Annotated in this window: 11 protein-coding genes and 1 tRNA gene; 8 read left to right on the forward strand and 4 right to left on the reverse strand. The window is 71.9% G+C overall.

The annotated features are described in order from the left end of the window. Positions 1–94 precede the first annotated feature (94 nt). Together ACLBYG_RS21680 and ACLBYG_RS21685 are read left to right on the forward strand one after the other, a co-directional pair. Complete coding sequence (locus tag ACLBYG_RS21680) at positions 95–544, forward strand: GNAT family N-acetyltransferase (RefSeq protein WP_447682806.1); 450 nt, start codon at positions 95–97, stop codon at positions 542–544. A gap of 149 nt (positions 545–693) precedes the next feature. Further along, positions 694–972, forward strand: coding sequence for a hypothetical protein (locus ACLBYG_RS21685; protein ID WP_447682807.1), 279 nt, complete (start codon positions 694–696; stop codon positions 970–972). Between the two features lie 15 nt (positions 973–987). Here ACLBYG_RS21685 and ACLBYG_RS21690 read toward each other — a convergent pair whose 3' ends face one another. The 4 genes from ACLBYG_RS21690 to ACLBYG_RS21705 all read right to left on the reverse strand — a co-directional run bounded on the left by ACLBYG_RS21690 (position 988) and on the right by ACLBYG_RS21705 (position 4,670). Then, entirely contained in the window at positions 988–2,592 is a 1,605-nt protein-coding gene (locus ACLBYG_RS21690; protein WP_447682808.1) for a Na+/H+ antiporter, read from the reverse strand. Between the two features lie 118 nt (positions 2,593–2,710). Further along, on the reverse strand, positions 2,711–3,223 hold the full coding sequence (locus ACLBYG_RS21695) for an MmcB family DNA repair protein (RefSeq protein WP_447682809.1): 513 nt from the start codon (positions 3,221–3,223) through the stop codon (positions 2,711–2,713). A gap of 115 nt (positions 3,224–3,338) precedes the next feature. Further along, positions 3,339–4,115 (reverse strand): cobalamin-binding protein, encoded by a 777-nt coding sequence (locus tag ACLBYG_RS21700; RefSeq protein ID WP_447682810.1) that lies wholly within the window; start codon positions 4,113–4,115, stop codon positions 3,339–3,341. 33 nt (positions 4,116–4,148) lie between these two features. After that, the gene (locus ACLBYG_RS21705) at positions 4,149–4,670 is read right to left on the reverse strand and encodes a DedA family protein (protein ID WP_056523547.1); all 522 of its coding nucleotides are present in this window, start codon (positions 4,668–4,670) and stop codon (positions 4,149–4,151) included. Between the two features lie 136 nt (positions 4,671–4,806). Between ACLBYG_RS21705 and pdxY the strand changes: the two genes are divergently transcribed. The 6 genes from pdxY to ACLBYG_RS21735 all read left to right on the forward strand — a co-directional run bounded on the left by pdxY (position 4,807) and on the right by ACLBYG_RS21735 (position 11,129). Beyond that, positions 4,807–5,655, forward strand: coding sequence for a pyridoxal kinase PdxY (gene pdxY / locus ACLBYG_RS21710; protein WP_447682811.1), 849 nt, complete (start codon positions 4,807–4,809; stop codon positions 5,653–5,655). A gap of 57 nt (positions 5,656–5,712) precedes the next feature. Continuing rightward, positions 5,713–6,597, forward strand: coding sequence for a PhzF family phenazine biosynthesis protein (locus ACLBYG_RS21715; RefSeq protein WP_447682812.1), 885 nt, complete (start codon positions 5,713–5,715; stop codon positions 6,595–6,597). Beyond that, positions 6,590–7,324 (forward strand): NUDIX hydrolase, encoded by a 735-nt coding sequence (locus ACLBYG_RS21720; RefSeq protein WP_447682813.1) that lies wholly within the window; start codon positions 6,590–6,592, stop codon positions 7,322–7,324. Before ACLBYG_RS21715 ends, ACLBYG_RS21720 begins: the two co-directional genes overlap by 8 nt. 180 nt (positions 7,325–7,504) lie before the next feature. Next, positions 7,505–8,503, forward strand: a complete 999-nt coding sequence (locus ACLBYG_RS21725) for an ABC transporter substrate-binding protein (protein WP_447682814.1) — start codon at positions 7,505–7,507, stop codon at positions 8,501–8,503. Between the two features lie 124 nt (positions 8,504–8,627). Next, positions 8,628–10,898: a glycogen debranching protein GlgX gene (glgX, locus tag ACLBYG_RS21730; RefSeq protein WP_042671550.1), complete on the forward strand. Its 2,271-nt coding sequence runs from the start codon at positions 8,628–8,630 to the stop codon at positions 10,896–10,898. A 141-nt stretch (positions 10,899–11,039) separates the two neighbouring features. Further along, positions 11,040–11,129 (forward strand) — tRNA-Ser (locus ACLBYG_RS21735). Positions 11,130–11,309: the final 180 nt, after the last annotated feature.

Genomic DNA, 11,309 nt, shown 5'->3' on the forward strand with positions numbered 1-11,309 from the left:
AAGGGTGTCGACCGAGGGGGCGCGGCGCGGGCAGCCCGGGTTGCCTACGCGGTCCCGATGATGGTCCGCTGGCTGCGCACCCACGGAGAGAATCATGGATCCTGACCTCGCGATCCGCCCGATCGGCCCCGGCGACCGGGACGCCTGGCTGCCGCTCTGGCGGGGCTACCAAGCGTTCTACAAGGTCGACCTGTCGGACGTTGTCACCGACACGACCTGGCAGCGCCTCAACGATCCGGCCGAGCCGGTGGACGGCGCCCTGGCGTGGCGCGGCGCCGAGGCGGTCGGCCTCGTCCACCACATCCGCCACCGCTCGGCCTGGACGGTCGGCGACTACTGCTACCTCCAGGACCTGTTCGTGGCGGACGGCACGCGCGGGCTCGGGATCGGCCGTCGGCTGATCGAGCACGTCTACGCGGCCGCGCAGGCCGCCGGCTGCTCGCGCGTCCACTGGCTGACGCACGAGACCAACGCGGACGCGATGCAGCTCTACGACCGGATCGCCGAGAAGTCGGGCTTCGTGCAGTACCGCAGGATCTTCTGAGCGCCGGCGCCCGACGTGCGCCGGGACACCCAAGCGTGGCGGTTTCTGGGCAATAAACCGGAACCGCCGAGCTGACGGCCAAGTTATCAGCGCAACAGGGGATCTCGGCACCTCAGCGCTGCCGAATACAGAACGTCGGACGACCCGTCATGTACAATGCTCGCACCCGCACCAGCTTCGGCCGCAAGAACATCGCCGTCTTCGCCGCGCTCGCCATCTCGTCGCTGGCCGCCACGCCCTTCGTGATGAGCGCCAGCCGTGCGCTCGCCACTTCCGAAGACCAGCCGGTGGCCGCGACCCTGCGGGTCGAGCCTGTGGAGGTCGCCCCCGTGGCGGCCGCGCCGAAGGCTGAGGGAAGCTGCCTGCGCAAGGTCCGAGTGGTCTACAGCGGCTACGGCCAGTCGGCGGACGGGTGCGCGGCCCACTGACGCCAGCGCCCCGACTCAGCCGTGGGCCGGTGCGGTCCCGGCCAGACGCTTGAGATGGAGTTCCTCCAAGTCGATCTCCGTCTCGAGCTGCCGCAGCACCGAGCTGTGGATCCGGTTCTGCCGGTGCAGGTCGATCAGGGCCGACCGGCCTGAGCGCACGGCGAGCAGCGCGGCGGCGAAGTGCTCGGTCTTCTCGGCCTCCAGCGCCGCCCGCTCGTCGCGGTCCCGCGAGGCCGCGCGCACCCGGCGGCGGTACTCCTCCACGAGGCGCGGGTGCTTCAGCGCCCCGGTCTCGGCGAACACCAGACCCTGCAGGGCGGCGAGCCCGGCCTCGTTCACGACGACGCGGGCCATCGGCGCGTCGAGGTGGCCCTCGGGGAGGTGCGCCGCGGGATCGAGGCGGAGGCTGCGGATCAGCGGCCCCAGGGTCGTGCCCTGCACGAGCACGGTGAACAGGATCACCGCGAAGGCCGCGACCAGGATCGCGTCGCGGCCGGGGAAATCCACCGGCAGCGCCAGGGCGGCCGCCAGTGTGACGACCCCGCGCATGCCGGCCCACCCGACGATCAGCGGCACTGCCGGGTTCGGGGCGGGCTCCTGCGCGCGGACCCGAGGCGACAGGAGCCGCCGCAGGTAGACGGCCGGGAACACCCAGAGCAGACGGGCGACGACGCAGGTCGCCGTGACGGCGAGCGCCAGCGGCAGCTCCGCCGCGAGCGCCCCCATCTGGCCGCCGGTCCGGGCGAGCACACCGCGGAGCGCCAAGCCGATCAGCACGAAGACCAGGGCCTCCAGCACGAAGACCACGAACTCCCACACCGCCACGGAATGGCGGCGGGCATGCGCGTCGAAGGTCTCGTGCTCCCGACCGCCCATCATCAGGCCGCAGGCGACCACGGCCAGGACGCCGGAGGCGTTGATCTCCTCGGCCGCGAGGTAGGCGACGTAGGCGGCGAGGAAGCTCAGCACCGTGATGGCGTTTGCGTCGTGCATCCGGCGCATCACCAGGGTCACCGCCACCCCGCACGCGATCCCGACCGCGACGCCCGCCACCGCGAGCCACGCGAAGCTGCCGGCCGCCGCCCAGGCGCTGAAGGTGCCGGTGAGCGCCGCCGCGACCGCGAAGCGGTAGAGCACGAGGCCCGAGGCGTCGTTCACGAGGCTCTCGCCCTCCAGGACCGTGATCATCCGGCGGGGCAGGGCGACGCGGGCCAGCACCGCCTTGGCGGCCACCGCGTCCGGCGGCGACACGATGGCGCCGAGGGCGAAGCAGGCGGCCCAGGGCAGGGACGGCACCACCGCGTGGGCGACGAGCCCGACGACGAGGGTCGTGAACAGGACCGCGCCGAGCGACAGGGACAGGATCGGGCCGAGGCTCGCCCGGAAGTCGCGCCAGACGGTGAAGTAGGCGGATTCGAGCAGGAGCGGCGGCAGGAACAGGACCATGATCAGGTCTGGATCGAGATCGAAGGCCGGCAGGCCCGGCACCACCGCCAGCGCCATGCCGCCGACGACGAGGGCGGCGGCCGGCGGGAAACCGAGGCGCCCGGCCGCCAGCGACAGCAGCAGGGCCGCGCCGAGGAGACCGAGGATCAGCTCGAACAGGGCGACGGATGTCATCGGTGGATCGGGCCCGGCGCCGGAGGCCCGGCAAGCGCGGCCGTTCTAGGACGTTTCCCGGTCGGATGAATACCGCGTCGGCCGTGGGTCCGCCGAGGGTCGGGGTGCGGTCAGCGACCTACAGCGCCCCTTCCCGCACGGCACCCGGGTCGGCCAGCGCGTGCAGGATGCGCGCGGCGCTGTGGGCGAAGCGCAGCGTCACGGCCTTGCGGCGGGCGCCGCTCAGCGGGTGCTCGGGCGGCTCGCGCAGGATCCCGGCCCCGTAGGCGTCGGCGACTATCAGGCCGCACGCCTCCGGGATCAGCGCCTCGGGCACGTCCTCCGGGATGGCGAAGAAGAACCGGTCGCAGAAGTCGCGGTAATCCGGCCATTTCCGGTCGGCGCGGAAATCGGCCACGCTCGACTTGATCTCCACGATGGTGAGCTTGCCGGCGCCGCAGAGCGCGATCACGTCGGCGCGGCGGCCGTTGACGAGGGAGAATTCCGGCAGGGTGACGCAGCCCATCTCGGAGAACAGCCGGCGCACGCCGCGCTGGATGCGCAGGGCCGTGGGCGATTGCCGCCGGTCGGGCGGCAGCAGCGCCTCGACGGACGGGGGCGCGGAATCGGGGAGGCCGAGGGAAGCGGACATCGAGCTCGGGGGATGCGTCTGCGGGTGCGTCTGTACCGAATCGGGACATCCTGCCAAGTCGCGCCCGGTCCGTCACCTGCGGCGCGGCGGCGCCCCACGCATCACCCCGGGGCGATCACCCGAGGCAGGCCCGGATCGCGTCGAACCCGTCGGTGAGGGCGGCCGGGCCGGGCTGCAGGATCAGCGGCGACTTGATCTCGTGGATGCGCCCGTCGCGCACCGCCGGGATCGCCGCCCAGCCGGGCCGGCACCGGATCCGCTCGACATTGACCCGCTTGCCGCACCACGAGGCGAGGATCACGTCGGGCGCGGCCGCGATCACCTGCTCGGCGGTGACGATCCGGTCCTTCGCGGCCGGCTGGCGGCTCAGTTCCGGGAAGACGTCGCGGCCGCCGGCGAGGCCGATCAGGTCCGAGACCCAGCCGATGCCGGAGATCATCGGCGCGTCCCACTCCTCGAAGTAGACGCGCGGGTGCGGCCGGTCCTGGACCTCCGCGGCGGCCGCAGCCAGCCGCGCCTCGAAGCCCGCCGCCAGGGTCTCGGCCCGCTCCGTCAGGCCCACGAGGGCGCCGAGCGTCCGCACCATGGCGAGGCAGCCCGCCACGTCGCGCTGGTTGAACAGGTGGACCGCCACGCCCGCTCGGGCGAGGTCGGCGACGATGTCGGCCTGGAGATCCGAGAAGGCCAGGACGAGGTCCGGCGCCAGCCCCAGGATCTTCGGGATGTCCGCGCTGGTGAAGGCGGAGACGCGCGGCTTCTCCCGGCGGACCCGGGGCGGGCGCACCGCGTAGCCCGAGACGCCGACGATCCGTTCCTCCGCGCCCAGGAGGTACAGGGTCTCGACCGTCTCCTCGGTGAGGCAGACGATCCGCTCGGGCGGGAAGCGGCGCATCAGCGGCGGGGCCGGATCATCGGTCGAGCCGGATCATCGGTCGAGCCACGTGAGCAGCCCGGCCCCGGGCGCCAGCAGCACGAAGGCCCAGACCAGCGCGGAGGCGACGTTGGCCAGCTGGAACGGCAGCCGCGCCAGGCCGAGGATCCCGGCGAAGAGCGGGACCAGGGCACGGGCCGGCCCGAAGAAGCGCCCCAGGGCCACCGCGGCGATGCCCCACCGGCCGATGAAGGCCTCGGCCTTGGCCATGAGCTCGGGATAGCGCCGCAGCGGCCACTTGGTCTTCGCCCCCGGCCCGAGCCAGCGCCCGGCCTCGTACGAGATCCAGTCGCCGAGGGCGGCCCCGAGCGCCGCGGCGATCACCACCGGCCAGAACGGGATGTCGGCGCCGCCGACGAGGGCCCCGATGCCGACCAGGATCACGGTCGCCGGGACGAACAGCGACAGGATCGCGATCGATTCGCAGAAGGCGAGGCCGCCCGCGATGACCGGTGTCCAGGCCTTGTGCGCCTCCACGAAGGCGAGGGTCGAGGTGCGCAGGGCTTCGATGTCCATGGGGCTCCGAACGGGGCTCGGGGGATGGGAGAAGGGTCGGTCCCATCTGAGGCGCGCGGGGGAGGGCGGCAAGGGACAGGGGTGCGGCCGGCGCGGGAACCGGCTAACCGTAGCGGGACAACGAGCGAGTCCCGCGTTGAACGTCCTGTCGATCCAGTCCCACGTCGCCTACGGCCATGTCGGCAACGCCTCGGCGGTGTTCCCGATGCAGCGGCTCGGGGTCGAGGTCTGGCCAGTCCACACGGTTCAGTTCTCAAACCACACCGGCTACGGCGCGTGGCGCGGCCCTGTCTTCGACGCGGCGATGATCCGCGACGTGGTGCGCGGCATCGGCGAGCGCGGGGTCCTGGGCCGCTGCGACGCGATCCTGTCGGGCTACATGGGCTCGGCCGAGATCGGCGCAGCGATCCTGGAGGCGGTGGACGCCGTGCGCGCGGCGAACCCGCGGGCGCTCTACTGCTGCGACCCGGTGATCGGCGACGTCGAGGAGGGCGTCTACGTTCGGCCCGGCATCGAGGCGTTCCTGCGCGAGCGCGCGGTCCCGGCCGCCGACATCCTCACCCCCAACCAGTTCGAGCTCGGCTTGCTCACCGGCCTGCCGAGCGGCACCCTGGCGGAGGCCGGGGCCGCGATCGCGGCGCTCCGGGCGCGCGGGCCGCGAGTGGTCTTGGTCACCTCGGCGCTCTGCGCCGACACCCCCGCCGACAGCATCGACCTGCTCGCGGGCGCGGAGGGGCGGGTATTCCGGGTCCGGACGCCGCGGCTCGCCATCGCGGTGAACGGGGCCGGCGACTGCATCGCGGCGCTGTTCCTGGTGCATTACGCCCGGACCGGCTCGGCCGAGGCGGCGCTGGGCGCCGCGGCGGCCTCGATCTACGGGCTGCTCAAGCGGACCGCCGAGGCGGGGTCGCGGGAGATCCTGACGGTCGCCGCGCAGGAGGAGTACGTGAATCCGAGCGCGCGGTTTCCGGTCGAGGCGGTCTGAGGCGCCCCCGGCAAACCGCTCCGCCCAAGTCCGCAGAGAGCAGCAAGGATCGACACGATGGCGCGCCGCTTCGTCACCCTCGACGTGTTCACCGAGCGGAGGCTCGCCGGCAATCCCCTTGCCGTGGTGCTCGACGCGGAGGGGCTCGACACCGACGACATGCAGGCCATCGCGCGGGAGTTCAACCTGTCGGAGACGGTCTTCGTCCTCCCGCCCGCGGAGGCCCGGCACCGGGCGTCGCTGCGCATCTTCACCCCCGCCCGGGAGCTGCCCTTCGCCGGGCACCCGACGGTCGGCACCGCCGTGCTGCTGGCGCTGCAGGACCCGACCCGGGGCGACGCCCGGGCCTTCGGCCTGGAGGAGGGGATCGGGATCGTCCCCTGCGTGGTCGAGACCCTGGCGGACGGGACCGGCGGACGGGCCCGGTTCCGGCTCCCGGTCCTGCCGGAATACCTCGGGCCCGGCCCCGATCCCGCGGCGCTGGCGCCGCTGCTGGGCCTCCAGCCCGGCGACATCGGCACTGGCCGGCACGCCCCGAGCCGCCACGGCGTGGGGCCGACCTTCACCTGCGTGCCGGTGGCGTCGGTGGCCGCCCTCGACGCCGCCCGGACGGCCCAGGCGCCCGATCCGGCCGACGGGCTCTACCTCTACACCCCGGATCCCGAGGGCACCGGCCAGCGCTGGCGCGTCCGCATGTTCGCGCCGAATGTCGGCGTCCCGGAGGATCCCGCCACCGGCTCGGCGGCCTCCGCCTTCGCGGGGGTGCTGATGCAGTTCGAGGCGCTGGGCGACGGCACCCACGACGTGGCGATCCGCCAGGGCGAGGCGATGGGGCGGCCGAGCGACATCGCGCTCCAGCTCACGATCGCGGCCGGCGCCCTGCAGGGCGTCGAGATCGGCGGCGCCGCCGTGATCCTGTCGGACGGCACCCTGCATGTCTGACGGCCACTCTGACGGCGTCTCCGACGGTTTCCGGATCACCCGCGTCGCGGACGTGGCGGCGCGGTTCGTGGAGCACGACTGGGCCTTTCCTCAGGCCCACGCGGCCGCCATCGCGGCCCACTGGCAGGCCCGGCTGCAGCGCAGCCCCGGCATGTTCGACGGGACCGTCCTGCTGTGCTGCGACCACGCGGTCGCCGACGGGGTCGCCCGGCTCGACCTGTTCGCGACGCGCTACGCGACCTTCACCTACTACCGGGACAGGCCCCACCCCGAGGCGCGCATCGCCAACGCCTTCGCGGCGATCGTGCCCTGGACGGCGGACGGCGCCGTCCTGCTCGGCGAGATGGGCGCCCACACGGCCAATGCCGGCCAGCTCTACTTCCCCTGCGGCACCCCGGATCCGGACGACGTGCGCGGCGCGCGGGTCGATCTCACCGGCAGCGCCGCCCGGGAACTCGCCGAGGAGACCGGCCTCGCGCTGCCGGCCGGGGCTGAGACGGACTGGGTGCTTCTTGAGGGGGAGGGCCAGCTCGCCTTCCTGCGGCCGGTGCGCTTCCCCGAGCCGGCCGCGAGGATCGTGGCGCGGATCGCCGACCATCTCGGCGCCGAGGCCGAGCCGGAGCTCGCCGGGATGCACGTGGTACGGGGCCGCGACGACATCGATCCCGCGCGGATGCCGGGCTTCGTGCGGGCCTACCTGGCGGACGCGTTCCCGCCAGCCCGCTGACCGGCACGGCGCGCGGGGAAAGACATTCGTCTCCCCGCAGAGGTCGGCCGGATGTTGTCTCGTTTCCCGACCGCGGGCAATACAGATTTCCGTTTCATTGACCGCTCTCGCGGCAAGCATAAACTCGGCCTTCCACCGAACAGCCCCGCACGAAGCGGGCAGCGTATCCCGGCAGGCCCCATGTTCATCCGATCTCACTTGCGGCCCGGTGGCCGCCGGCTCGCCGGGGCGCGGCTCGCGACCGCACTGATGCTGGCCACGATGACCCTGGCCACCGTGACGCTGGGTCCGGTGGCCGCCCGCGCGGACGAGGTCGTCCTGCGGGTCGGCGACCAGAAGGGCGGGAACCGGTCGCTCCTCGAGATCGCCGGCTACGCGAAGGATCTGCCCTACCGGATCGCGTGGTCGGAATTCCCCGCCGCCGCGCCGATCCTGGAGGCGCTCAACGCGGGCGCCCTCGATGTCGGCTACACCGGCGACCTCTCCTTCCTCACCGTCGTCGCGGCCGGGGCACCGATCAAGGCGATCGGCGGCACCAACTCCGATCCCCGGACGCAGGCGATCCTGGTCCGCGCGGATTCTCCGATCCGCTCGGCCGCGGATCTGAGGGGGAAGCGGCTCGCCGGCACCCGCGGCGGCTGGGGCCAGTTCCTGATCAGCGCGACGCTGGAGAAGGCCGGGATCGCGCCGTCCGAGGCCACCTTCGCGCCACTCAACCCGGTCGACGCGAAGGTCGCGCTGATGGCCGGCTCGGTGGATGCCTGGGCGGTCTGGGAGCCCTACGTCGCGTTCGCGACGCTCAAGGACAAGGCCCGGCCGATCGCGGACGGCGCGGGCCTCACGCCGACCATCACCTTCATCGTCGCCTCGGACAGCGCCATCGCCACCAAGCGCGCCGCCCTGCAGGACTTCCTGAGCCGCCTGAACCGGGCGCGGCTCTGGTCTCTGGACCACCTCGACGCCTACGCCCGGAACACGGCCGCGCTGACCAAGATGCCGGAGGACGTCCTGCGCGCGGCCTACACGGCGCAGCGGACCAGCCCGATCGCGCTCGACGACGGCGTCGTGGCGGAGGTCCAGGAGGCCTCGGACCGGGCGACGCGGTACGGCATCCTGTCGAAGACGCTCGACGTCGGCCGGGCCGTGGACCGGAGCTTCACGGAAGCGGCCTCGAACTGAGGGAGGCGCGGTCGTCACGCCCCGCGATTTTTGCGGCACTGCGGGAGCTTCGCTGTTTCCGGCACGTTCACCAGGGGCTCCCCGCAGCGGCACGTGGCCGGGCGGGTCGCGTTCCGGAGTGTCCATGTCCGATTCCCGTCGTCCCGCATCGCAGGCCCGCGCGACCCGCTCGCGCATCCAGGAAGGCCAACCCTATCCCCTCGGCGCCACCTGGGACGGGCTCGGGGTCAACTTCGCGCTGTTCTCGGCCCACGCCACCAAGGTCGAGCTCTGCCTGTTCGATGACCAGGGCGAGCAGGAGATCGAGCGCATCGAGCTGCCCGAGTACACGGACGAGATCTGGCACGGCTACCTGCCCGACGCGCGCCCTGGCACGATCTACGGCTACCGGGTCCACGGCCCCTACGAGCCGAAGGCCGGGCACCGGTTCAACCCCAACAAGCTGCTGATCGACCCCTACGCCAAGGGGCTCGTCGGATCGATCACCTGGAACCCGGCCCTGTTCGGCTACCAGATGGAGACCGGCGACGACCTGACCTTCGACGAGCGCGATAGCGCCCCCTACACGCGCCGCTCCCGCGTCATCGACCCGGCCTTCACCTGGGGACGGCACCGCAAGCCGCTGATCCCGTGGGAGAAGACCATCGTCTACGAGGCCCACGTCAAGGGCATGACCAAGCTCGACCCGCGGGTGCCGGAGAAGCTGCGCGGCACCTATGCCGGTCTCGGTACCCGAGACGTGCTCGACTACATCAAGAGCCTCGGGGTAACCTCGGTGGAGCTGCTGCCGGTCCACTCTTTCGTGCAGGACGACTACCTGCAGCAGAAGGACCTGGTGAATTACTGGGGCTACAACACGATCTCGTTCTTCACCCCCGCACGGCGCTACGCCGCGGTGCCGGATTTCGCCTTCTCCGAGTTCAAGGAGATGGTCTCGCGCTTCCACGGCGCCGGCCTCGAGGTGATCCTCGACGTGGTCTACAACCACACCGCCGAGGGCAACGAGAAGGGCCCGACCCTGTCGTTCAAGGGCGTCGACAACGCCTCCTACTACCGGCTGCTGCCGAACGAGCCGCGCTACTACATCAACGACACGGGCACCGGGAACACCTTCAACCTGTCGCACCCGCGGGTGCTGCAGCTCGTGACCGATTCCCTGCGCTACTGGGCGCAGGAGATGCAGGTCGACGGGTTCCGCTTCGACCTCGCGACGATCCTCGGCCGCGAGCCCTACGGCTTCGACGAAGGCGGCGGCTTCCTCGACACCTGCCGGCAGGACCCGGTGCTGAACAACGTCAAGCTGATCGCCGAGCCGTGGGATTGCGGCCCGGGCGGCTACCAGGTCGGCGGCTTCCCGCCCGGCTGGGCCGAGTGGAACGACCGGTTCCGCGACGACGTCCGCGCCTACTGGAAGGGCGACGGCGGACTGCTGCCGGACCTGGCGGCGCGCGTCTCGGGTTCGGCCGACAAGTTCAACAAGCGCGGGCGCAAGCCCTGGGCCTCGGTGAACTTCCTCACCGCCCACGACGGTTTCACGCTGCACGATACGGTCTCGTACAACGACAAGCACAACGAGGCGAACGGTGAGGGCAACCGCGACGGCCACTCACACAACCTCTCGTACAATTACGGCGTGGAGGGCCCGACGGACGATCCCGAGATCCGGGCGGTGCGCCTGCGCCAGATGCGCAACATGCTGGCGACCCTGTTCCTGTCCCGCGGCACGCCGATGCTGCTCGCCGGCGACGAGTTCGCCCGGACCCAGAAGGGCAACAACAACGCCTACTGCCAGGACAACGAGGTCTCGTGGCTCGACTGGGGGGCGATCGGCGACGAGGAGCGGGATCTCGCCGAGTTCACCCAGCGCCTGATCATCCTGCGCAACGCCCTGCCGATCCTGAGCCGCGGGCGGTTCCTCACCGGCCAGTACGACGAGGAGTTCGGCGTCAAGGATGTGACGTGGCTGCGGCCGGACGGCAGCGAGATGGCCGGCGAGAACTGGTCGGACGGCGAGGCCCGGGCCTTCGCGGTCCAGCTCGACGGGCGCGCCCAGGCCACCGGCCTGCACCGCCGCGGCGGCGACGCGACGCTGCTGATCATGTTCAACGCCTACCACGACCTCGTGACGTTCACGCTGCCGGAATCGGTCGGCGGCGTGGCCTGGACGCGGCTCCTCGACACCAACCTGCCCGACAGCCAGGACGTGGAGAGCTTCAAGTTCGGCTCCGGCTACGACGTGACCGGGCGCTCGCTCCTGATGTTCGTGCTGAAGCCCGAGGACAGCCCGGGCGTCGAGGACAACGCCATGGAGCGCTCTTACCAGCATGTGATGCAGGCCTTCGAGCGGGCGAACGTGGAGCATGTCCGCTTCCACCTCGACGATGCCGAGGGGTGAGAGACGCGGCCGGGCGGTTTTCGCACCGCCCGGCCGTCTGCGCCTTGCGCCGGACGGCGCACCCGGCTAACAGCACGGCACCGCGCGGCCCAGGCCGCGCCCGGCACGCCGCGTGCGCGCCCGGGTGCCCGGTTCGCGGACGGAGGGGTGGCCGAGTGGTTGAAGGCGCACGCCTGGAAAGTGTGTATACCGGAAACGGTATCGCGGGTTCGAATCCCGCTCCCTCCGCCAACCTCCTATAAATCACTGTCAGTAAACGGTTTTTAGCTCTCGCTCCGAACCCGCGTGGTGACACAGTGTCACCATGGCTGTTTATGAGCGAGGCCAACGGTGCGCCGGGCGGAGTACCTACAATGTCGCCGCGGGCGCTGGTACGTGCGGCTTAGGGTTCAGCCTGACCTGACCGGTATC

The organism is Methylobacterium sp. D53M (assembly GCF_053345625.1).

Excerpts from the sequence above, each read along its gene's own strand:
- ACLBYG_RS21680 (WP_447682806.1), top strand. The coding sequence starts at position 95 with ATGGATCCTGACCTCGCGATCCGCCCGATCGGCCCCGGCGACCGGGAC.
- ACLBYG_RS21685 (WP_447682807.1), top strand. The coding sequence starts at position 694 with ATGTACAATGCTCGCACCCGCACCAGCTTCGGCCGCAAGAACATCGCC.
- ACLBYG_RS21690 (WP_447682808.1), bottom strand. The coding sequence starts at position 2,592 with ATGACATCCGTCGCCCTGTTCGAGCTGATCCTCGGTCTCCTCGGCGCG.
- ACLBYG_RS21695 (WP_447682809.1), bottom strand. The coding sequence starts at position 3,223 with ATGTCCGCTTCCCTCGGCCTCCCCGATTCCGCGCCCCCGTCCGTCGAG.
- ACLBYG_RS21700 (WP_447682810.1), bottom strand. The coding sequence starts at position 4,115 with ATGCGCCGCTTCCCGCCCGAGCGGATCGTCTGCCTCACCGAGGAGACG.
- ACLBYG_RS21705 (WP_056523547.1), bottom strand. The coding sequence starts at position 4,670 with ATGGACATCGAAGCCCTGCGCACCTCGACCCTCGCCTTCGTGGAGGCG.
- ACLBYG_RS21715 (WP_447682812.1), top strand. The coding sequence starts at position 5,713 with ATGGCGCGCCGCTTCGTCACCCTCGACGTGTTCACCGAGCGGAGGCTC.
- ACLBYG_RS21720 (WP_447682813.1), top strand. The coding sequence starts at position 6,590 with ATGTCTGACGGCCACTCTGACGGCGTCTCCGACGGTTTCCGGATCACC.
- ACLBYG_RS21725 (WP_447682814.1), top strand. The coding sequence starts at position 7,505 with ATGTTCATCCGATCTCACTTGCGGCCCGGTGGCCGCCGGCTCGCCGGG.
- glgX (WP_042671550.1), top strand. The coding sequence starts at position 8,628 with ATGTCCGATTCCCGTCGTCCCGCATCGCAGGCCCGCGCGACCCGCTCG.